The sequence below is a fragment of the Lysinibacillus sphaericus genome, assembly GCF_006864135.1.
Lineage (GTDB): Bacteria > Bacillota > Bacilli > Bacillales_A > Planococcaceae > Lysinibacillus.
Window position 1 is genome coordinate 441,839 of sequence record NZ_SADV01000001.1, and the last position, 23,764, is coordinate 465,602.

Annotated in this window: 21 protein-coding genes; all 21 read right to left on the reverse strand. The window is 37.6% G+C overall.

What is annotated here, in order from left to right; all coding sequences use genetic code 11:
• Positions 1–2 precede the first annotated feature (2 nt).
• Positions 3–410 (reverse strand): DUF4280 domain-containing protein, encoded by a 408-nt coding sequence (locus C7Y47_RS02030; protein WP_142507228.1) that lies wholly within the window; start codon positions 408–410, stop codon positions 3–5.
• Between the two features lie 171 nt (positions 411–581).
• Entirely contained in the window at positions 582–1,136 is a 555-nt protein-coding gene (locus C7Y47_RS02035) for a serine protease (protein ID WP_142507229.1), read from the reverse strand.
• Between the two features lie 24 nt (positions 1,137–1,160).
• Positions 1,161–2,291, reverse strand: a complete 1,131-nt coding sequence (locus C7Y47_RS02040; protein WP_142507230.1) for a pentapeptide repeat-containing protein — start codon at positions 2,289–2,291, stop codon at positions 1,161–1,163.
• A gap of 16 nt (positions 2,292–2,307) precedes the next feature.
• The gene (locus tag C7Y47_RS02045; protein WP_142507231.1) at positions 2,308–3,732 is read right to left on the reverse strand and encodes a hypothetical protein; all 1,425 of its coding nucleotides are present in this window, start codon (positions 3,730–3,732) and stop codon (positions 2,308–2,310) included.
• Positions 3,729–4,412: a hypothetical protein gene (locus C7Y47_RS02050; protein ID WP_142507232.1), complete on the reverse strand. Its 684-nt coding sequence runs from the start codon at positions 4,410–4,412 to the stop codon at positions 3,729–3,731. The genes C7Y47_RS02045 and C7Y47_RS02050 overlap by 4 nt, the downstream gene beginning before the upstream one ends.
• Before the next feature lie 38 nt (positions 4,413–4,450).
• Entirely contained in the window at positions 4,451–5,224 is a 774-nt protein-coding gene (locus C7Y47_RS02055) for a DNA and RNA helicase (protein WP_132356714.1), read from the reverse strand.
• 257 nt (positions 5,225–5,481) lie between these two features.
• Entirely contained in the window at positions 5,482–8,130 is a 2,649-nt protein-coding gene (locus tag C7Y47_RS02060) for a molecular chaperone (protein ID WP_142507233.1), read from the reverse strand.
• Positions 8,131–8,152: 22 nt separating this feature from the next.
• Complete coding sequence (locus C7Y47_RS02065; RefSeq protein ID WP_142507234.1) at positions 8,153–8,848, reverse strand: iron-dependent peroxidase; 696 nt, start codon at positions 8,846–8,848, stop codon at positions 8,153–8,155.
• Positions 8,839–10,113: a normocyte-binding protein gene (locus C7Y47_RS02070; RefSeq protein ID WP_142507299.1), complete on the reverse strand. Its 1,275-nt coding sequence runs from the start codon at positions 10,111–10,113 to the stop codon at positions 8,839–8,841. The genes C7Y47_RS02065 and C7Y47_RS02070 overlap by 10 nt, the downstream gene beginning before the upstream one ends.
• Positions 10,114–10,117: 4 nt before the next feature.
• Complete coding sequence (locus C7Y47_RS02075) at positions 10,118–11,749, reverse strand: serine/threonine protein phosphatase (protein ID WP_255504973.1); 1,632 nt, start codon at positions 11,747–11,749, stop codon at positions 10,118–10,120.
• A gap of 50 nt (positions 11,750–11,799) precedes the next feature.
• Positions 11,800–12,639: a PP2C family protein-serine/threonine phosphatase gene (locus tag C7Y47_RS02080; protein WP_142507235.1), complete on the reverse strand. Its 840-nt coding sequence runs from the start codon at positions 12,637–12,639 to the stop codon at positions 11,800–11,802.
• A gap of 6 nt (positions 12,640–12,645) precedes the next feature.
• Positions 12,646–13,173 (reverse strand): FHA domain-containing protein, encoded by a 528-nt coding sequence (locus tag C7Y47_RS02085; protein WP_142507236.1) that lies wholly within the window; start codon positions 13,171–13,173, stop codon positions 12,646–12,648.
• A gap of 39 nt (positions 13,174–13,212) precedes the next feature.
• Positions 13,213–13,788, reverse strand: coding sequence for an FHA domain-containing protein (locus C7Y47_RS02090; protein WP_142507237.1), 576 nt, complete (start codon positions 13,786–13,788; stop codon positions 13,213–13,215).
• A 36-nt stretch (positions 13,789–13,824) separates the two neighbouring features.
• A complete protein-coding gene (locus tag C7Y47_RS02095; RefSeq protein ID WP_142507238.1) occupies positions 13,825–14,259 on the reverse strand; it encodes a J domain-containing protein in 435 nt (144 codons plus the stop codon).
• Between the two features lie 92 nt (positions 14,260–14,351).
• Complete coding sequence (locus C7Y47_RS02100) at positions 14,352–14,777, reverse strand: membrane-associated protease 1 (protein WP_142507239.1); 426 nt, start codon at positions 14,775–14,777, stop codon at positions 14,352–14,354.
• A 228-nt stretch (positions 14,778–15,005) separates the two neighbouring features.
• Entirely contained in the window at positions 15,006–17,174 is a 2,169-nt protein-coding gene (locus C7Y47_RS02105; RefSeq protein WP_142507240.1) for a transcriptional regulator, read from the reverse strand.
• A 457-nt stretch (positions 17,175–17,631) separates the two neighbouring features.
• Positions 17,632–18,555, reverse strand: coding sequence for a serine/threonine-protein kinase (locus tag C7Y47_RS02110; RefSeq protein WP_142507241.1), 924 nt, complete (start codon positions 18,553–18,555; stop codon positions 17,632–17,634).
• Positions 18,556–19,195: 640 nt separating this feature from the next.
• Positions 19,196–19,390 carry a hypothetical protein gene (locus C7Y47_RS02115; RefSeq protein WP_142507242.1) on the reverse strand — a complete coding sequence of 65 codons (195 nt, stop codon included), beginning with the start codon at positions 19,388–19,390 and terminating at the stop codon, positions 19,196–19,198.
• 309 nt (positions 19,391–19,699) lie between these two features.
• On the reverse strand, positions 19,700–21,163 hold the full coding sequence (gene gcvPB, locus C7Y47_RS02120; protein ID WP_142507243.1) for an aminomethyl-transferring glycine dehydrogenase subunit GcvPB: 1,464 nt from the start codon (positions 21,161–21,163) through the stop codon (positions 19,700–19,702).
• The gene (gcvPA, locus tag C7Y47_RS02125) at positions 21,156–22,502 is read right to left on the reverse strand and encodes an aminomethyl-transferring glycine dehydrogenase subunit GcvPA (protein ID WP_142507244.1); all 1,347 of its coding nucleotides are present in this window, start codon (positions 22,500–22,502) and stop codon (positions 21,156–21,158) included. Before gcvPA ends, gcvPB begins: the two co-directional genes overlap by 8 nt.
• Positions 22,503–22,527: 25 nt before the next feature.
• Positions 22,528–23,631 (reverse strand): glycine cleavage system aminomethyltransferase GcvT, encoded by a 1,104-nt coding sequence (gene gcvT / locus C7Y47_RS02130; protein WP_142507245.1) that lies wholly within the window; start codon positions 23,629–23,631, stop codon positions 22,528–22,530.
• Positions 23,632–23,764 lie beyond the last annotated feature (133 nt).

Here is a 23,764-nt window from a genome sequence, read left to right on the forward strand (position 1 = left end):
GCTTATTCTTGACCATCATCTTCTACCTTTATCGTCCCGCAATATAGGCACATATTCGTAGATTGATTGGTAAGTGCGGGAAAACGCTCAATCAACTGATCAGACTTTCCGTTAATCCATGGCATCGTGACCACTGGAGTACAGGGCATCGGTTTCAAAACACCATTATTAGCCGCTGTTGCTGCTGCCACTGTAGGATTTGATAATGTTTGACATAAACCAAAGGGCTGGATGTTGACATTGGGTTTATAATCCATTGTGTTCATCTGTGCCTTGTTTTTTGTATAAACGCCATGGCTTACTGGCATTTTTAAAATGCTTGTTTGGTCGCCCTGTGAGCAAGATAATTGGGCACCAGCAACTACATAACTGCGCTGCTCATCGCCTTTTGTCTGCATTTCATCCGCCATTAGAAATCACCCTTTCTATAAGAAACGTCCATTCACATCGCTTCACTTTTGCATACTCAAAAACGAAATAATAGGTAATGCCGAAATTACAAACTAATTAATGATTTCGTCGACTTATCATTGCCTCCTTCAAACAACTCTGTATAAATAATGTTTTTCTTGCTACGCTAGTTACCTTGAATGAAGGAGCTCGTTCCATTTACCTTCCGTTTGCACTTTGCGTAATCGAATACCTCGAAACGAACGGCGCAATATACTTTCTGCGAGCTCAATATTGACAATGATATAATCCTCTTTTATCCCTTCAATTTGAAAGAAAGTGTATGGTGCGGCTAAAGTCTCATCAATAACGAGCTTTTTTAGCGTTCCATCTAGATGAAATTCGGTTTGTGCTGAAAGACAGGCCACTTTTGGAGGAATGGAAAGCCAATATAACGTCTGTTTTAATTTCGGCATATCTACGAGAACAACTGGTTTAAACGGTAGGCGTGGCTCATATTTTTCTACTAGCTGCTTTACTGGATCAGCTAAAAGAGCAATTGGCTTTTCGATAAAATCGATATAGTCATTTTCACTTTTATCTAATACAGGAAATTGTCGATCTAGCTCCTCTAGCTCCTCCATTCTTTCCACTGTTAATAGTTCTTTTTTAATAATTTTTGATAGTCCAACTGGTTCTACAGCATTCGAGATACGCTCATCCTGAGATAGAATAAAATAGTTCATCTTGTTTCTCCTTTTTCACGACATCTATTTCCAAATGACACTCGCTATTTGGAATGGATCTAGCTTTAGATGCTCCCGTGCTTCCTTCGAGAACACAGCTTTTTCTAAATTAGCTCCTTCAAAATAAGCATTCTTGACGTTAGCCCCGATAAAGCAAGCACCTCGTAAATTAGCTAGCTCAAAATCAGCACCCTCTAAATTAGCACCAGTAAAGTTCACTGGGAGATAGCCTGGCATTTCCCACTGCTGTCGATTAGTTAGTCCGCTTGCTCCCTGAGTTTGTTGGAAGTTAGCACCTTGCAATTGACTATTGCTAAAATCAGCCTCATGAATCGTGCTGAAGCTTAAATCAACGTCCATTAGTTTACTATTCCTAAGATTGGCGCCAATGAGTAAGCAATTACGCATTTGGCTCTGTGCTAAATTCGTTTTCTGGAAAAAGGCATATCGAATATCTAAGTTTTCATAGTTGCCACCAGCTAGATTTAATTTGCTAAATACTTCATACGAATATTCATCCTCTAATTTTTGAGCCAGCCAAGCTTTGATTTCTTCAATATCCTTCGAGGAGAAGTCCTCACTATAGACAACTTCATTGACGTCCATAAATTCGCCTATACGAATTTCTACAGCATCATCCCGATCAAGTGCTAAATATTCTGGACATCTAATAATGACTGGTAATGCATATCTAGCAAGGCTAATAACATATTGATGAAAATGAGTCGCTTCCTTTAGCTTGATGTGCTCAATATCCGCTTGGGAAATAGCTCCCATGAACGTTTTGCTGTATACATATAATTCTTCAACGAATTGCTCTAAAAAGCTTAGAGCCCAGCTTGCATCATAGGTCGTTAAAATAGGTCGGACGTCAAAGAACCAATCCTCATCTGTCCCCTCTACTAGATAGTGATGGCGTCCTTCCAGTAGTTCTGTGCGCAGCATGGAAAACGTAATATGTCCAATTGGTCCTTTCTGTTGAAGGGATTGTTGCTGCTGTAGCTGCTGACAAATAATTTGGAAGGATTTCCTAAATTCTTCAGCAAGCTCATCCTTTGAGGATTGGAAAAAATCCTCTAATGCTAAGAGATGGGTCAACCGTCTTTTCTCTACTTCCGTTTCATAAAAATGCTGTAAAACTCCCTCTGCTTGCATCTGTGTCTCCTTCTTTCTAATTGGCCTTTACTTCTTTCCCGAAAATTTGCACACTGCCATCCATCGTTATTTTACTTTCTTTGCATTTTAATGAAATTTCCTCCTCTGCAGACAACAGAATTTTCTTGCTTGCATTGACTGAAATGTCTGCCTCGGAAATAAGCTTAATTTCCTTTTTACTAAAAATTTCAATACCGCTCGCTTCATTTAAACGGATAAAAATATCGTTATCCTGTGCTGTAATGACAATTTCTGTTGGGCTCATCTTAATTTCTTTGCCAAAGGCTGTTCTATAATATTTCGTCGAAGGATCATCTAGCTTATTAGTCGCGGTACTGTTTAAATTTTTTCGAATCGAGCTGCTAGCAATTCCCTCTTCTTCTCGATGCGAAGGGAAATACACATGAGCAAAGTCGTTCATTTCAGGCATACAATACCAGCCACTATGCCCCTCAGCTGTGTAAGGTGTTGCATAAAGGAACCAATGCGCTTTACCTTTATCCTGTTTTTCATCAATAGTTAGATGGACTTTAATATGATCCTTGGCAACTTCCAACACTTTACCTTCAATAGAGACACCAGAAATTTCATCGTTGAATATTTCACTCTTGTTCATACCATTCTTCGTTGAAAGTGTATAACAATGCTTAAGTAAGCCATCCTTCATCGACGTAGAGGCCTCACAAACATAGAGTGTTTGCTCATGAAATGTTACGTAGTCTCCTATAGCAAGTACCTTATCGGTTTCTACTTCATAGTATAAAAAGTCATGCTCTCCCATACCTTGATTACCGTTATATGTATAGAGAAGATAATCTGCTAGTTTTTTTCTTGTCGTATAATGATAGTCTTCTAGCTTTCCTTTTGCATGACCAACAGGGACACCAAAATGGAACTTTGGCTTATCAAAAGTAGCAGCAGGAACTAGTCCAGTGTTATAGCGGGAGGCAAGACGTTTTAAAAATTCCCAATCGGTTTCTCGGTACTGTAGAGTAAACTTGCCTAATTTCCCTCCCTTAGTAGCCTCATCGATGACATCTAGACCAGGATAATAAGGACTCATGAGCTTGAATAGAGATGAATAGGTTAGCTCTTTATCTTGATAGGAGCGATTTTTCTTCTGAATATCAAGGAAGTAGGTGTTGGAGGCAGCTTCGACTTCCATGTAGTATATCCCTCTAACCGCATGTATTTTGACGCCTAATATAACCCCCTTAAATAAAGGGGTAGGTGCACCTAAATGATCGAGTTGATTCACTTCGATGGATGAATAAACCTCTGTCATTTCCACGTACTGATCTCGAACTTCCTCAGGTACAATGCCCGTGAAGTGTAAAGTTGTGTGCTCATTCATTTTCTTTGTGAGTGTTAGCTCTTGAATGCTCGCTAGCTTGAATGGCAATATTTGTATATTGTGATAGGCAGTTACTAATCCACTCATCGTAATACGCCTCCCCTTCCGTTAGAAGCGAATTGCATCGTTTCCATCATCGCTCTAGCGATAGGACGCCAAGTCTCAGTATCCTCCTCCGTACAATTGAACGTACCAATAAGTGCTTTCTCATCAATCGATACAAAGAACATTAAATTAAAAATCTCGCCATCAATAGCAGGTGTAATGACCTCAATAAAGCCAACTGTTTTGTCATCTATTTTGATCACATCTGTATCAAACCATTGTGCTGCAGGCTGAGCTTGCTCAAGAACGTCAATCATATTTTCCTGAAACTCAGCTACACCTTCATCAGGTAAGGAATGTGATGTCTTGTTGAAGGCTAAATTGATAGTAGATGATTCATCCGTATAAATAATATTTGGTCTTCGCTCTGACGGGTATTTTAATGAGGCTAACTCAGCTGGCATGATTGAAAAGAGCTTCGGCATTCGGAACGAAATTTTTCCATCCATCACACGCTGATCAATGACCGGCACTTCCTGCTCATCTATATTGACAAAATCCTGGTAAAGGTCAATTGCTTGTAGCTCAGACTGTTCCTCCTGTAAAGGCTCCTCAGGAGGATTCAAAGCAGCTTGCTTTTGAGCTAATTCATGTTGTTCTTGCTCTCGCATTTCATTTCTAAGAGCAATAATTTTTTCATCTAAAAATTTCAACCCATTCACCTTCCGTTTCATGAACGTTTTTATCAGCAGACCAGTAGCTAGTCAACAATCATGCGCTTAGGTCGCCCTTGACTGTGCCCTGTCATACGACCACCGCGCTTTGATTCTAATAAAATACGGTTCAAATATTTATGAATTTGACTATTAGAAAATGTTTGGTAATCAAGCTCTAGCCGATTGCAAATATAGAAATCGATTGCTTCTCGTTGAACGCGCTCTTGATTTAAGCACTCTAAAGCAAAGGCTATATCATACGGATTCACTGGCCGATTTTTTAACAGCTCTCGTGCAAAATAGTGCAAAATGATTGGATGATATGTGCTTTTTTGAAAACCTGCATACTGGCAGTGAAGATAATTGACGGTATTGTATTCTGTCGCAAAATCAAGAAAATCAATATACTCTGAACGCAGTTTGGCACCCGATTTTAATTTAAAGCGCGCTAACTCTAGCTCATTATGTGCAAGCTCTAGCGAATCATCTAGCACAATCTCTGTCGTGAAGTTTCTAAAATCTAATTCATTCACTTCTTCGGCAAATCGTACTTTTAAAATTGTTTCACTTCCTGTTGCTTCATAAGGAAGCTCATAGCTACTATGCAGCATATAAAGCTTTCCATTATGCTTGATAATGCCTTTTGTAATGATGAGGCTTGTATCTGCTACAATAATTCTGGCACCAGAAATAATGCCATTCGAATAATCTTGGAAATATAAATCTAAAAATTCTCTTGGGTAATCTCGCAAATTTTCTAGCATTTCTCGCTTTAAAATGCGGCCTTTTTGAAAATGTGGATATTGATTGGCAAACAAGCTGTCACCCACCTCTTTTCTTGTTTTTCACTGATCAATTATGCCTCGGCGTCATTGCCGCTGTCGCTTTGCTTTCACGCAGAATACATTTGTAGCTGTGGCTTTGCTTTCGCGCAGAAAACATTTGTAGCTGTCGCTTTGCTTTCGCTACAGAATACATTTACCGTTGTCACGCAGATAAACAATGCGTCCGGAATCGGCTTTTTGTTTACACAAAAAACGCCTTTCCGATTCCATGACATCCGCCGGAGGCTGCTTTACTTTAATCCATCAAAGAAATCTAGCTCAGACAAATCGGTCTCAAAGGCAAAGAATTCCTTGCTTCCGATAAACAGCTGCTCGTCTTTCCTTGCTACAGGAACTACATGGAAGCCCCAATGATCTTCGCCTGCAAAGACGAAGAACTTCACTTCCCCATTCGTGATGGAGTCCGTCTCGTCCTGCGGAATTTTATCTTGATAATGCATCGCGATATTCTCATAAAGAACAGGTACAAAATCCTCCTGACGATTAAAGTACGTGTATTTATACGATGTATGATTGTCGCTACCCGTTAGGAAAAACTCAACTTCTTTTACACCCCATGGGCGAGAAATCGTACCGTGAATTTGATTCAGTCGTTCTAAGCTACTTATCAGTAATTTTTCCTGACGGTTATGTGTAAAGGCACTGACAGCATAAGGGACAACTGGCGCATGATTCGTTACTTCTGTTACGATCATGCCAATTTTCTTAGCATTTAAATAACGAAGTGCTCCCCTTAAACAAGCAAGCTTTAACTCTGGAACTTTCCCAATATTTTCAGCCTTTTGTCTAAATTCAATGCTGCGTCCTGGGACAAATTCCTTTAAAGCCTCGCGAAATGCGTCTATTTTACAGGATTGTCCCGTTAATTTAATGATGGAATAGTCACTCAGTATGCCATTCTCATAAAATTCCTCTAAAAACTCTCGCACGATATCATAAATATCCGCCTTTATGAGATGATTGATTTCTTTAATGTTGAAAAAGACATTTGGGAAGTCATAAACTTCTTTAAATTGATTGTTTTCCACCAACGACAGGCACCAGCGGTCTACTGCTGTGACATTTAAATCACTATCATGCTGCATATCGCTATCCGCATAAAAACGACTTCTTAATATACCCGTTTTGCGGAAAAACTCCTTCTTCATCTCTTCTGCCATTTCCCATAAGAAATAATAATTATTGCGGACACGGAGGTATTCATCACGTGTGCGATTTTCATATTCTTTAAAGCGCGTAGGGATAATATTTTCGGCATCTACAAAGGCTTTTTCGAATTGCTCGTACACTGCTTCCACACCATGGTCGTCTACAAATCGATAAATATCCTTACCTGGAATATCGATTAATGCATCGATATCATAATCATTCTTTCCTCGACTATAATAATTGGCAAAGACGATTTTCATAAATTGGAAAATACGATACGTAATATTGTTGCCTCCAAAATTCGTATCCCCATTTTCATAGGTAGTATGAATATCAATTTTGTAAGAAATATGTCCGTCCTCTATCCGAAACTTACAGGAAGAAAGGTCTGTTGTTCCGCCACCACAATCGATCACGAGTGCTTTATATTCCTTGCCATCGAGAAAACTATTATTCTCTATTTGATTGGCAATCGTATTATAAAGAACCGACATTCCTTCATCGAGAGCATGCTCCGTTTCAATTTGATATTCAGGTAAAATCGCACGAAACATATCTAAAAATTGTGTTTTCAGCTTAACAGGACTGGAAATATGTAAATGCTTAAAGCGACATTTAAATTGATGCTCTGCCATTCGAATAATATAAAGCATAAACTCTCTTATAATTTGGCTCCGTGGAACAAGTGCCGTATTCCCGTTAGCATCCATCACCTCTTCCAGCTTGGCATAATTACTAACCCAGCGTTTAATACCTTGGAATTTCGTAGCCAATGATGTATAGCTATTTTTTTTCATCATTTTTAATGCTTCATAACCAAAGTGATATCCTACTTGATCTGCATTGGAGCAATCTGCTACAGTCATGACTGTCGGCACTACTTCAATCCATTCGTTTTGATGAAGTGGATCTGGAAATTGTACAAAATTAATGCTATTTAGCTGAATTCTGTTATTTAATAAATCATGACTACAAGGAGAGGACACATAATCACTCTCTAAATAGACACCAGCCGTTGTATTTGTTGTTCCAAAATCAATAGCAAGAATAGCATTAGTTGTTTCCAGCTGTTTTATTTCTAAATCTGGTATTGGCACCTTATAGTAATGAAGATTTGTTGGCGGAAGTGGGGTTTCCTGATAGTAAGTCTTAAAGATATATTCGGAATCTTGCTTTCTTAAAAAAATAAAGCTGTAGTTTTTATTATTTGTCTTCCGAATACCGATTGCTTGATCAGCTGCGAAATAATATTGATTTGGGACTTCGTCGTCTTTAAGGATATGAAGAATGCCGCAAAGATCTAGCTGCTCATTGACTAGTAGTACATTGGATTCAACAAGAAAGCCGCCTGTTTCAACGAAATACTGATCGGGTTTATCGATTTTCATCCCACTATATAAGCTCATTTTGGCAGGAATTTTAATATCACCATTGTCAGACATCGGTGTTTTTAAATACTCTTGCATAGCCGCTTCTACTCGTTCAAAGCCACCATCCTTTTTTTCCCTAATAAGAGGGTTTTCTTCAGAGCCACGATATCTTAAAATTTTGTCGATTAACTCATCTCTTGTCAGTGTATTAATAAGCCCTGTCACAAGCTTTTCCTTATAGCAAATATTTCTAAGCTGGAAGGTTGTCATTTCCATTAATTCTACTCGTGTATAGGTCATATATTTCTTGTCTGTATTACGCTTATTGGCATACAGCTTATATGAATATTTAGTTGTCATTGGAATGCCTCCTCTGCCCTATTTAGTAAAGAGCTATTCGATCTAGCTTCATTGTTTCCTCTGCATCAATAATGCCGAAGTGATATTGCCAATAAACCTCCATATGAAAGCCTATTGGCAGGAAAATTTCTTGGACAAGCTGGACCTTTCGCTCATTCTGTTCTGTCTGCTTTTGACGGATGTATACAAGCAGCTCATCCTGCTCCTCCGATTTCACATAAATCATGCAATTTTTAAAGAGCCTTTTCAGCGTATCCTTTAATAAGTAAATTTCTTCACCTGTCTGATAAAGCCTGAGCATATTTAGTGCAACTATTTCTTGCTCCTTTTTCGTAAAGGCATACATATTGTCGCGTACCAATTTTCCAAATACATTCGCTTCGATTTCTCTTAAAATAAAACGAATATAGAACTCTCTTTTATTCATGCCTTGCATACGATCAATTTCAGCTAAAAAATGCAATACGGTATCTAAAAGATAATTTCTAAACTCTAAATCTGAAGAATTATCTGGATGGAACAGACCATTAAAAATTCCGTAATAACGATAATACGGATTTACTTCAACATGCTGTTCAACATACAGTGCATTTAATAGTTGTGGACTAAGTTCCATATAAGGTGAATAGGTTTCGGCAAGATGAAAATATATATCCTTGTTAGAAAGGCCTTCATCCTCAGCTTTAATAAGCAAATCCCAAATATAGTTCATAGCCAAACACCTACACATTCATATTCGAAGAAATGTCGTTGCACTTCTGATACGAGGAAGCTTAAAATATCGTTTGCAATAAAGTTTCTCTCCTCATTCGCCTTAAACTTTAGTAGCATCGTTTTTTTATGATTATTTTCTCCTATCATTTCCGTTAAGAAAGTGTTCGCAGAATGAGTAAAGCTTGTTCCAGAATAGGCGTCCACTATTTCGATATCTACAAGCTCAAAGCTGTTAGCAGCCTCGAAGGAATTAATCATACGCGTAATTTCGCCCTTCGTTTTAACAGTAGCCGTATACTTGTTAGCAAATTTGTGTATAAAATGCTCAATTCTTCTATTTGATACAAGCTCGTAATGTAATTTACCGATTTTCTCATCTTCCATTTTTGCAATTTTGATTAGCTGCCAAACCCCCGACTTATCGCGGGGTGAGACTATTGTTAATTCATTGTCTGAGCGTTTTACGTAACGAACATTATCCTCATCAGTCTCAACAAGATAGCCATGCTCGTTGCCGATTTTACGTATGGAAAGGACATGCTCATAATTCACCTTATCGATTGCTGGGATGGGAAAACCGACATTTTTGACCTCATGACGTTCAATATTCCATAGTGGAACCATATTTAAGCGTTTTTTGTCCTCATACTCTTCTAAATCAACGATTATTTCAGTAATTTCAGCATCCTCATTTAAAGGTGGGCAATCTTCTAAATTGACATTAAAAAATTTATAAATGAATGGATGATTAATCGTTTTCCATGGTAGGCCATTTATTTGGAAAAGCGGATATAGCTTGTTCATCTCTTGTAAATAGTCCGTATTTTGGGTAAGGCTGACCTTTATCTCTACTTGTCCTTCTGTCGTTACTAGCTTTCCACTAAAGAGTCGCTGCTCAGCAAGTAACTGTTGAATTTGCATGGAATCACATTTTAGAAATAATGTGAACAGTTCTGCAGATTCCTTGTTTTTAAACGCTTCAAGTATTTTTTTTATATTGATGGATTTACTTTCTAAATCAACTGGTCGCATCGGGAATAAGCATTTATGAATAGGGTCAACATCCTCCTTAGAACTTAGCGTCACATAAATATCAAACCTATCCTCAACATCATCCATTTCGTTGAATATGCGCTCCTCGAGCCTGTTGTTCATGTCATCCTGATAATCGATTAAATTTACAAAAACGCCACTGACAATATCCTTTAGCAGTTGACGTTGCTCTAAATCCTCTATTTTGCGTAACCGTTCAATCATGAGCTCTTTCATCAATTTATTTTCCCTCTTTCATCACTTCAGCATTAGATGGCTCACTGGCAGCTGTCCCTTCATTCGTAGGTGGCGCTGCATTATCAGCAGTTTGCGGTTGAGGAGGAGGATTCAATTTATCATTGGCATTCATAACCTTTCGCTCAAGACCTAAAACCTTCGACAGCAGCTCTGTCTCCTGATAAATTTCCTGTGCAAGTGTATAATATTCAATCGCTTTCCCAAACTCTTGGCGTGCATAGCTCTGATCTCCGCTTTTTTCTAAGCCTTCTGCCTTTAATTCCTTTTGGGCCTTTTTCAATTCAGCAATTTTAGCCTCTGTATCTTCTATTTTTGTCTTTATTTCAGGTTCGCCCGTATAGGCAATTGTCAAGGCTTTTTTTCTAGCCTTTTGATACGTATCAAGAGCCCCATTGTAATCCTCTGCCTCAAATCGGAAATCTCCATCTTTCACAGCTTCAGCAATTTGTACAATAGTATCCATATTGGCGATTCTTTGTTCAACTACTGCTTTCCCAAAGTCTTTAATAAGCTTTCCTTCTTTTTTAGCCTTTTCATATTGCTCAAGCGCATCGTTAAATTTACCTTCTTCCGCTGCTTTATCTCCATTGATAATCAAATCGGTAACTCTTAATTTTTTAGCTAGTAAATTTCTATGTATTGGATCCTTCAATTTTTTGGCCGCATTTCTGCCCTCACTATATTCCAACAGTGCCTTATCATAAGTTCCATCTTGAAAATACTGGTTTCCGCTCTTTTCATGATCTTTCATCTCTACGGTTAATTCAGCCATTTTTTTAGCTTGCTTCACCTGATAAAAAATGGTGCCTCCACCTACGACTAAAGCTAGCACTAATGCAGCTGCAATCATTTTGATGTATTTCATTTTTTTCTTATTTGTTTCCTGATAAACCTTGTTAGCAAATATAGCTGCGATTGTGTAATTATTGACAACTTTCTTTTGCCTACTTAACAGTATCTCTTCTAATAAATCAATGTATTGTTCAGGCTCTTTTGCTTCTTCCAACGCATCTGCCATTTCAATTTCATTGACATCTTCCCAAAAGCCAGCTGTACAAAGCACTAGTACATCGTCATCCATTAATTTCATTTTCTTAGAAACAAAAGGCTGAAAATCTTTTGGTTTACCAAGATAATTTAATAAATTGGTTCTTTCCTCATGCTGGCTAATATCGAGCGAACGATTCCTATTATTCACGATCTCTTGCGCTAAGCTTTGATCCGTGCTTTTATACGATAAAGTACCATTCCGGAAATGATACAGTCTCGAATTTCCGGCAACTGCCACAATCATCTTGGAGTAATCTGAGACGACCATGACAATACTAGCCTTCAATCTCACTCTTAAGCTTTGAGCTTGAAGTATGTCTTGCGCATTTTTCAAATATTTTTTAATGCTTCTTCTAGACATGGATGGCTTTTCCATAAATTTTTCTAAAATTGCCTTCACAGCAAGCTCTGCACTACTTATTTCCTGATCAGAATCTAACCCTTTTATAGCTACCCAGCAGGCTATATCGTCCAGCTCTGTATAGGCAAAGTAATCTTTATTTTGCAAAAATGAGCCCGCTTCGGATAAAAAGCTTGTTTTAAAGTTGCTATTTTCCTTTCTCATGATTACTCCTCCTTATTTACTGACTCATTTAAAGACGACAAGTAAAATGATTACCATGTTTTTTCTAGAATAACGATGGTTGCATTATCTTGATTTTTTAAGCGTTTTTGTTCAACGGCTTTAATAATGTCTTGAGCAATATCATAGGGAGTCGCTTGCTGAGAAAGAATTTTCTCCATTTCAACCTCTGTTAAAGTATCATAGACTCCATCACTAAATAGACATACCTTGTCCCCTCTATTTAGCTGAATCGGACTTTTTCCTATATCCATATTTTTAAAGCCTTCATACCCTAAATAATTGATAAGTCTCTTTTTCAAAGGATTTTCCTGCACCTCAAGCTGAGATATTTCACCAGATATATATCGCTCAGTTAACACTGATTCAAAAATATGCTTTTGATTGATTGCCTTAAATTCTCCATTTCGAAAAATGGTTATGACACTATCTCCAACGGCTCCCCAGTGAAGAAATCCGTTATCATCAATAACGGCTGCTACTAATGTTGTACCACCATTCGAGCCATTTAAATTTTCGACAATCATATGATTACTTGCAAAAGCAGCCTCCTTAAAAAATTTTTCTAGCGTATTTAGACCGCTAAGCTTTTTGAATTCTTCTATAAATGTATTGACAGCAACTGTGCTTGCCATCCTACCGTTGGCTAAACCACTGATACCATCTGCTAGGACAGCAATTGTCCCATCATTCGTTTCAGCTGTAGAGAAATAATCATCTTGCTCATCACGTCTGCCAATCGTTTGTCCATTTCCGATTTCTATTTTATTTTTTTCATTTTGTTGCGCAAGCATGTTTCGGATGATTAATAAGGCAACAAGTACAACGATAAAAATAAGCGAAATTATGTAAGGCAGTAGTTTCGGATCCATTTGTCATCATTCCTCACTGTTGTTGTTTTCCCATTCAAAATGAACACCACATAAGGGAATAAAAAGAAACATACTTCTGCCTAACTGAATAACATCGTATGCAGCGAGCTCTGTTGGCGTATAAACCGCTTCATTATTAAGATAAGCTAAGCCTGATGCATCTCCTGGAAGTAGATAAAAGTTTCTTTTTTTAGGATCATATACAATGACTGCATGGTTACGCTGAGAGATTGAATTATCTCCAACAATGCGAATGTGCATATCCTCTGCTCTACCAATAAAGTTTTTTTCCGATAAAATCCGATAGTCTCGACCCATTTGAGGCCCTTCAATACAAACTAACCATCCCGTTACCGGATCAATGCCATCCATTTCTCCGAGATATGGCATAGTTTTATCATCTACCTCAGCTACAGCTACTTGCTGGCCGCTTGGTCTTTGCTCCTGTTCCACCATTACATTGCAATATGGACAAACATTTCTATGTCTTCTTGAACTAAACATGTGACCATTCGTACATCTAATCAAACTCATTTTCGCTATCCCCCGTCTATGTTACGAATTTACTTGTCTCTATTTCACTAAAATTCGCGTATTTGCTATGTATATCATGTCTCCATTACCGATTGGGTAAGGGCTTTCGTGTTGTATTCTATTTTTAACGCGCTTATGAGCTTTTTTTATACCAACACCATTTACTGAATCAATATCCTCTATGTACCATACGCCAGAAACATTGTTTAATACGGCATGTTCATAGTTGATAAGCGATTCATATTCTGTACCGCTTAAATCGATATCTGCCTTATTGTCAGCTGAACTTTTCCCAATAAGTAATGATGTTTGGTCATCTATCTCCCATTCATCTATTTCAGCTCCTCGATCATTGAGGAGAACTAATTTTCGAATTTTCTTGTTTGTCACATCATCTTTTTTATCTCTTGCTTCATACTTAACAGAGCCATAAACAATTGCTAGTATGACCAACATAAGTCCAATAATTGTTTTCAACATAAAATCCTGATTCATGACAAATACGTAAAGAATGAAAAAGAAGGCGATTATGACAATAATGATATCCATAACTTTTATAATCATTTGTTTCTTTGCTTTTTCAGTGTATGTATCCATTGAATTTTGACCATACATGGTATCACACTCCCTCATACTAGCTATGGCTTCGTTTTACTTGTTAAAAAAACGTTCAAATAAATCAGTTGTATCTAGTGGATTCTTCTTGGCATTCTTGTTAAGAGTCGATCCCATTTCTTTCGTTTTAGGATTAAAACCAAAAAAATGCTCAAAGTTTTTTTCAATATTGTTCATATTAAAATCTGGCTTTTTTTCAGTAGACTGTTGGCGTGAAGACTGTTTTTCAGATGTCTGTCCCTTACCCCAACTTTGACCAGCGCCATCTAGTTGAGCATCGTATGCTTCTCTTGAAGCCTGATCCTTCAGTACTTTGTATGCCTCTGTCACTGCTAAAAAAATCTTTTCAGATTCTTTGTTTCCACCGCTCACGTCCGGATGATGTTTTTTTGATAGTTTTCGATAAGCGAGTTTTATTTGTTCGGGTGTAGCATCTCTACTGACACCTAACGTTTCATAATGCGTTTTCATGTTTTTCATCCCCAGTATTAGGATTATTCAAAATTATCTAAGGAACTATGAAAGTCCCTTAGATAATTTGGAGTGTCTATCAAGCAACAATCTTAGACAGCGTAGCCGCCTTCGATTTTCGCCAAGTCTGTTTTGTCTTTCTTTTGCTTAATGAATAAGAAAAATTCACCAATACCTTCTGTGTCACCATATTTTTCTGAATAGTCAACGACAAAAGCATTTGGGAAATTAATTTTTCTTACTACTTGATCAGCAGAAATTACTTCTAATGTTACTTTACGGTAACAGTCAGATTTTTCAGCTGGTACTAATGACCATAATCCTAATTTCATCGTATCATCAGAATTGTCACCATCAGTTGCAGTAAGGATTTTACCTCTCACTTTTAAAGTTGCTCCTACATCTGTAGAACGTGCGTTAGAGTCATTTGGAGTATCTGTTTCATACTGAACAGTCATAATGCTATCTAACCCTAGTTCAATTGCTTCTGATCCTTCTACTTTTAATACAAAACCCATTTTTAGTACCTCCTATTATTTGTTGACTCTTCTCAAAAACTGCTTTAGGTGAAATTTATAACTAGCTGTATGCATTCCTACATGCTTAATGCAAGTACATGAAGCATGGAGAAATATGTAATGCTTTCACCCTGCAAATTTATGGAAGATTCTTATTTATGTTAAAAGATTTATGAGTAAATCTTAAACATACTACTTAAAAAGTTTTTGATTGTCTGTGTAAACTTGTTAGGCCTTAACAGCACTACTTGCCTTTGTAATCATGACTTCAAGATTCTTCACATTACCGTTAAACACTAAGTCAATCTGACATGTGCTTGTTTTTTCATCGATAATGTAGCCGATATCATCTCCATCGTGAATAATGGAGTTTACAAAGCCTTTCTCTTGAAGCCATTTGCTTTTTTGGCTACTTGGATTATTACTAAAGAATCGAACGATATTTTCGTGCTTAAAGTCACCTGATTGGAATCGTAAAATTCTCTCAATATACGTACTTACTTGTGTTTTGTAGATTGAATCAAATCCATCTTCTTCCATCGCTAGACTTCTAGCTTTATACACAGTAATACGTTTAATATCTTTATCTTGCAGCTGCGCATTTTCAGAAGAGAATACAAAGCCAAAGCTTCTGCTGTTAATAGCATCTTTAATGTTATTAGTAAATCCTGAGATTTCTTTTGCCATTGTTGTAACGGTTTTAAGTGAGTTATCACCCGCTTCGATATCGAAGCGTACACCAGGATAATTTCTTTGAACATTTCTGAATGAGTCTTTCAAATATTCTGGACATTGATAAGCAGAAACGATACCTGCTGCTACATAGCTAGCACCAACATAGACGCCTTCTATCCAAAGCTTTAAAATATCCTCTTTCTCTTTAGATAATCGTGCTCCATTTTCAGTTGTCTGCATTCTTGTATCAATGATTACACCTGATTTATCTTTAGGAATAATCGTGAAGTTCGGTAAACATGGTATCGCAAACTCACTATAATCTTTTCGAACAAGCACTGAGCATTTATCGATTAGGCGATCAATACCTGCAGTAGCAATTCCACTGAATGTCGTTTCTTCTTCCGCCATGAAGTTGAAGAAGATCTGTACTTTATAATCTTTCACAGTATCTAAAAGAATAGATAACGACTCCATTGTATTGCCTTCTTGCTTAGCCACTTTATCGTTCCCTTTAAATCTAGCTCTGCTTACTTTCATTTTTCCAGATGCCTCTAGTTCCAGAGCAGGAACAATTCCATACCAGACTGTATCTGTAAAGTCATTTTTGGCGTTAACTGTGTTTAAATACGTGCGTAATCGTGGTACGTTATTACTTTTAACGAGCATATCTAACTTTGTGTTCGTTACTAGTAACGAAGGCTGCATACCTTTGTTTTTAGTTGTATACTGATCAAAGTACATTTTTACGCCCAATAGCTTTTCCACTAATGGCTTCACTGTTTTTACAAATTCATCCTTAGCATCCTTATAGAATTCTAAGTATGTATTGTAATTTTGTACTTCTGTCTCTACATCAAATTCTGCCTTCACAGCTGGCAAAGGTGAGAAAGTTCTAACGACTAAATCTTTAACATAGGAGGATGGTGATTCTGTAATCGCCTCATAATCCTCTTCAAAAACTGTGCTCAAACCATAGTTACTATTTTCTTCAATAACCATTAGTTCTGAGCTATTATTTTGAGGTGCCTCAATGATTTTTAATTCACCATTATCACCGATAGATAGTGTCCCAATTTGTAATTTTTCAGATTCATCTTCATCTTGATTAACACCTAACAACAGCCTTGTTTTAATATCTTCAATTGCTAAAGGAAGCATCGCCATGACATTGTTGTAATTTCGACTCGCTACTTCAAACATCAAGTTTAGCTTGTCCCCTGTATCCAATTTTTTAGGATCGTCGTCATCTAATTTGTCATATTCACCGTATAGGTAATGGATTTCTTTTCTGACTTGTCGAATATCGTCCATAACCTTTTTAGGAGAGATCATATCGAGCAAATTTTCAAACTTAAAATCAACATTCGCAATGCCCTGACTTCTTTTCGTATCGATAAGTGTAAATAGCATTTTTAAAAAATCATTATTTTGGTCAATGGCTATTTCAGAAATACAGTCATCTTGAATTCCTTCAGGTTTTTTTAATGCATACATAACCTTTTGGTTCGCAGCATTGTAGAATGAGTAAACCGTTGGAGAAAACTTGTCTAAAAATTCATCGAAGCTTTTGACAAGAAGGTATTCATTCATTTCTTTGATTTTTTCATCACTTAGGCTGTCAATCCCTTTTACATCTCCAACAAGCGTAATTAAATCCATTTTTTCCGGATTAATTTCCTCAAAGAGCATGGTTCTGTTTGTTTGACTAATAATCTCCATTCAGTCGGCCGTATGATTATACAGCCATCCCTCCTTTTTGTAACGAATTTCGAGTAAGCATAATCATCAGCAAGCATCAAATAAAAATTAACTTTTTAGTCACAAAATGGTAACTAAAGATAAAGAATTTACAGTTAGTAAAACTAGAATTGTATTCGTACCTCCTACTTCTACATCACTAATGACATTATGTATCACAAAGTAACTATACAATATCTAATTTTATTGTCAATATTTACATTTGAATATTATGTAAAATAAATGTATTTAATTGGGTGTATGGTAAAAAATAAGCATTGAGAAATTTATGATATTTTAACGAAAAAAGTGTATGCATTCGTTTTTTTTTACTAAAAAACAGCTTATAGCGTATTTTTTATACTCCATAAACTGCTTCGTAAGCACCTACCTTTAACTGTAAAATGATAACATAGAATCAAATCACCCAAATTATTGGTCAATTCGAATTATTTTCCTTAAAATGGTTCATTATCCTATTGACAATATCTTCAATAGTAATGACTAACTTCATATATTTTAATGAAGAACATCGCTTCCTCGCATGCACGGCCAGCCCACACATTATAGTTTGAGATAAAAGAGTACTCACCTTATTATTGTATTTTCTTACATTCTTAATATTATCCTCTATCAACCGCTGCGATATATCAGGTGGAATAACATTTGTCAGAGAATAGTAAAATGTTGCTGCTAAACTATAAACATCTGTATATACACCTTGCTCAGATATAGTCGAATATTGCTCAAGAGGAGAAAATCCTGGACTAGTAAATATTTGATAATTGTCGTCTGTTTTATAAAAAGTCGCTGAACCAAAATCTAGTAAATATGGATTGCCTTCAGAATCGATCAAAATATTATTTGGTTTAATGTCACGATGGAGTATCCCTTTTTTATGTAAATAGCTTAAAGCATCAATAAGAGGGAGAAAAATAGTAGTGTATAAATGAACTCTATCATTAATAGGATAATCCTTTAAATATTGATCCAATAACATTCCTTCATAATATTCCATAATGATATAAATCGACTCATTTTCTTCAAAGTGGTCAATATATTTAACCAAATTACGATGATTTATTTGCTGCATAATTAACGATTCATTTAGAAAAATAGCTTTTAAATTCCCGAATTTCTCCTTTGTTGAAGGCAAACGATTAACGACTGTTTTATTATCCAAATCCCGTAAAGCAATGTCATTCGGGAAGAACTCCTTAATAATTACCTGATTCCCTTCATAAGTATTTTCTGCTCTATAAACAAAGGACAATTTACTACTAGCAATAACTTCTTTAATTTTATATGTATCGTTCAAAACGCTATTTGCCGGTAAGCCCAATTCAACTTCAGTCGCTTGCATTTTCGTTCAATCATCCCTTTCAACATTTGAATTATGAACAACTTATTACATTTTTAATACGAAATATATTGTTTTAGCCTCATCATCATAACGTGTGGTTGATTTCTGTTCCGACTAGGGGCTTCCGATATACCACTTCGCTTCACTGCAAGGTCTCGGATCAACAGATGTTTTTTGCACGAAAGCGCAGTGCTAACGTAGCGACCCGCAAAGGTTTTATCCGCGCTATAGCGACGCGGCTTCGGCTTCAGGGTTTTTCTGCGCGATTGCGGCGCGGCTTCGGCTTCAGGGTTTTTCTCTGCGATTGCGACGCGGCTGTGGCTACAGGGTTTTTCTGCGCGATTGCGACGCGGCAGCGGCTACAGAGTTTTATCCGCCCGATTGCGACGCGGCTGTAGCTACAGGGTTTTTCTGCGCGATTGCGACGCGGCTGTGGCTACAGGGTTTTTCTCTGCGATTGCGACGCGGCTGTGGCTACAGGTTTTTTCTGCGCGATTGCGACGCAGTAGCGCAACAGCACGAAGTTGGTCACGAAGGCATCCACAACGTTTGATGACAATCCGTTATTTTAACTAAAATACAAATTAATGTAAGTATATCAATATACACCCTTTTATTAAATAGTTATCTTTTAGTAGATTTACATCGAATAGTGGGGGTAGGCACAATGTGAAGCCGTTGCGTTCTTTTTTCCTGCCACTTTGATGGTTCTATCCATCTTTTTGATGGTTTTATCCATCTTTTTGATGGTTTTATCCATCTTTTTGATGGTTTTATCCATCGCTTCGCCTGTTCTATCCGTCGCTTTGGCCCTTCTTTCCGTCGCTTGGGCCATTCTTTTCGTCTCTTCGGCTCTTCTTTCCGTCGCTCTAATTTCTTTCCTTCACCTTGGCTCTTCTTTCCGTCGCCCCCGACTTTCTTTCCGTCGCCTTGGCCCTTCCTTCCGTCGCTCTCGATTTTCTTTCCGTCGCTTGGACCATTCTTTCCGTCTCTCCGGCTCTTCTTTCCATCGCTCTAATTTCTTTCCGTCTCTTTGGCCCTTCTTTCCGTCACTCTGTTTCCTACCCGTCACTTTACTATCAAAAAAGAATAGAAAAAACGTCCAACAAGTACTTAAATACTCATTGGACGCTATGGTAGTTAATTATGCTTTTTGGTAGCGCAGCACAGGTGTACGAGCAGCGCGTGTTTCGTCTAAGCGAGATACGACTGTTGTATGTGGTGCTTCTTGTACGATAGATGGATTTTCTTCTGCTTCTTTTGCAATTTGGATCATTATATCGCAGAATGCATCTAATGTTTCTTTTGATTCAGTTTCTGTTGGCTCGATCATTAATGCCTCTTCCACATTTAACGGGAAGTAAGTTGTTGGTGGATGGTAGCCAAAGTCTAACAGACGTTTTGCGATATCTAAAGTACGAACGCCCAGTTTCTTTTGACGACGACCTGATAATACAAATTCATGTTTACAATGACGGTTATATGGTAGATCGTAGAATGGCTCTAAGCGACGCATCATGTAGTTTGCGTTTAGTACAGCGTATTCTGTAACAGCTTTTAAGCCATCTGGACCCATTGTACGGATATAAGTGTATGCACGTACGTTGATACCAAAGTTACCGTAGTAAGGTTTAACACGACCGATTGATTGTGGACGGTTGTAATCAAAGTGATATGTTCCTTCTTCTGTTCTTACTAAAACTGGTTTTGGAAGGAATGGGATTAAATCTGCTTTTACACCAACTGGACCTGAACCTGGGCCACCGCCGCCATGAGGACCTGTAAATGTTTTGTGTAAATTTAAGTGTACGCAGTCAAAGCCCATATCACCAGGACGTGCTTTACTCATAACTGCGTTTAAGTTTGCACCGTCATAGTATACTTTACCGCCAACAGAGTGGATCAGTTCTGCCATTTCGATAATGTTTTCTTCAAATAGACCAAGTGTATTTGGATTTGTTAGCATTAATGCAGCTGTATCAGAACCAACTACTTTGCGTAAATCTTCAATATCTACTAAACCATTTTCATCTGATTTAACAGTGATAGTTTCAAAGCCTGCAACAGTTGCCGATGCTGGATTTGTACCGTGAGCAGAGTCAGGAACGATAACTTTATTACGATGACCTTCACCGTTTGCTTCATGGAAGGCACGGATCATCATTAATGCTGTCCATTCACCATGTGCACCCGCCGCTGGTTGTAATGTCACTTCATCCATACCTGTAATTTCTACTAATGAAGTTTGTAGATCGTAAAGAAGCTCCATCGCACCTTGAACTGTTGACTCATCCTGTAATGGGTGAACATTTGCAAAACCAGAAATTCGGGCAACTGCCTCGTTAATTTTAGGATTATATTTCATCGTACAAGAACCAAGAGGGTAGAAGCCAGAGTCCACACCGTGGTTTCGACGAGAAAGTGCTGTATAGTGACGCATAATATCAAGCTCAGATACTTCTGGTAATTCCGCTGCTTCCGCGCGTACTAAGTCTGCTGGCAGTAAATCAGCGAGATCAACCTCTGGTACATCAAGTGCTTCTAAGCTGTAACCTACGCGACCTTCTTTGGAAATTTCAAAAATGAGTGATTGATTTTCGTTATGCATTAAGAGCCCCCATTTCCGCAACAAGTGCATCAATTTCTTCTTTCGTGCGTAATTCTGTTACAGCGATTAGCACGTGATTTTTAAGAGAGTCATATGTTTGACCTAAAGGATAACCACCGATGATACCTTTTTCAATTAAGCCTTTATTAATTTCTTTCACACATTTATTTGTCTTTACAACGATTTCGTTAAAGTGTGCACCTTGGAATGCTACTGTGAAGCCTGCAGCTTCAAAGGCATTTTTAGCATAGCGAGTTTTCGCAATATTTTGCATAGCCATTTCACGAACACCTTGCTTGCCAAGAGCAGTCATTGCTACAGAAGCGGCAAGTGCAAGAAGCGCTTGGTTCGAACAAATATTAGATGTTGCTTTATCACGACGAATATGTTGTTCACGTGCTTGTAATGTTAAAACATAACCACGACGTCCTTCACCGTCTACTGTTTCACCAACAAGACGACCAGGAACTTTACGCATTAGCTTCGTTGTTACTGCAAAGAAACCACAGTGTGGACCACCGAATGCTTCAGAAATACCGAAGACCTGTGCGTCCCCTACACAAATATCAGCCCCTAGTTTACCAGGTGGTGTTAAAATTCCTAGTGCAAGTGGGTTTGAAGATACAACAAATAAACTTTTTGCCTCATGTGCAATATCGCCAATTACTTGTAAGTCCTCTATTTGACCAAAGAAGTTTGGATATTGTGCAATAACAGCTGCCGTATTGTCATCCATTAATTCCTTTAAAGCTTCTACATCTGTCACACCATCTTTTTGTGGAACAGTAACAATTTCAATGGATTGACCGTATGCATATGTAGCAACGACATCACGATACTCAGGGTGAACCGTTTCCGATACTAAAATTTTCTTACGGCGCGTATGTCCAGCTGCAAGCATACCTGCTTCAGCTAATGCTGTTCCTCCATCGTACATAGAAGAGTTTGCAAGGTCCATACCTGTAAGCTCTGCAATCATCGTTTGGAATTCAAAAATTGCTTGTAATTCCCCTTGTGAAATTTCAGGCTGATATGGAGTATACGCTGTGTAAAACTCTGAACGAGAAATAACATGATCCACGATAACCGGTTTGTAGTGGTTGTATACGCCAGCACCTAAAAACGATACGTTAGCATTTGTATCTTTATTTTTCGCAGCCATTGCCGTTAATTCTTTTAATAAAGCTGATTCAGATTTTGCTTCTTTAATATCATATAGGCCTTTAAAACGTACTTTTTCTGGAATATCCCCAAATAACTCATCAACTGAGGATACGCCAATTACGTCTAACATTTCTTGTTTATCTTGCTCCGTCATTGGTAAATAACGATGTTTCATAAATGTAGGTCCCTCTTTTCAACTTTTATTTTGAACGCTTGTAAAACGGTGTTTCAACTGTTACTACTTTTAAGTGCTTACCACGAATTTCGATTTCCAATTCAGTTCCGATAGTTGTGAATTGGCTGTCAATTAATGCGTGACCAACATTACGTTTAGAAGAAGGAAGCTGTGTACCTGTTGTCACTTCACCGATTTCCTGACCATCCTTAAACACTTTGTAGCCATGACGAGGAATTCCTTTATCAATCATTTCAATGCCAACAATTTTACGTGACAGCCCATTTTCTTTTTGTGCCACTAATGCATCATGACCATTAAAATCCTCTTTATTTAACTTCACAGCAAAACCAATACCAGCCTCAAGAGGTGAAATTGTTGCTGATAGCTCTTGACCATATAATGGAAGACCCGCTTCGAAACGAAGTGTATCACGGCATCCTAAACCTGCTGGTACAACGCCTTTGTCTTTTCCAGCCTCTAAAATTTCGTTCCATAAAGCTTTAATATCTTCTGGAGAGCCGTATAATTCAAAACCATCTTCCCCCGTGTAACCGCTACGGGATACTAATGCTTTATGACCAGCAACTTCAACGTCTGCTTGGAAACGGAAGTATTTAATCGTTTTTAAATCAGTGTCTGTTAATGTTTGAAGAACCTCTTCTGCTAATGGACCTTGAAGGGCAATTTGTGCATAAGCATCTGATTGATTGTCGATCGTTACATCATATTGATGTTGGTTTTCCATCATCCAATCATAATCTTTTTCAATATTTGCCGCATTTACGCACAATAAATAATGATTGTCTGCTAATTTATACGTTAATAAATCATCAACAACGCCACCATCTTCATAGCACATTGCATTATATTGCGCTTGACCTACTGCAATTTTTGAAATATCATTTGTCAAAAGATTTTGTAAAAAATCTAGTGAATTAGGTCCAGTTACTAAAATTTCACCCATATGTGATACATCAAATAAGCCAGCACGATTACGTACTGCATCATGCTCTTCTTTAATAGAAGAGAATTGTACTGGTAATTCCCATCCGCCAAAGTCGATTGTTTTACCACCATACTTTGCATATTCTTCAAATAGAGGTGTACGCTTTAATTCATTCGTCATTATTTTTGCCCCCTTAATGGTAGTTACATTTTTTACTGTTAGTAGTTCGTCTGCTTTTTATAAGTGCAATCATGCTTCCCCTGTTTGTTCATTCAATTAAGGAATAGGAACTAACAACATTAGGCAAAACATT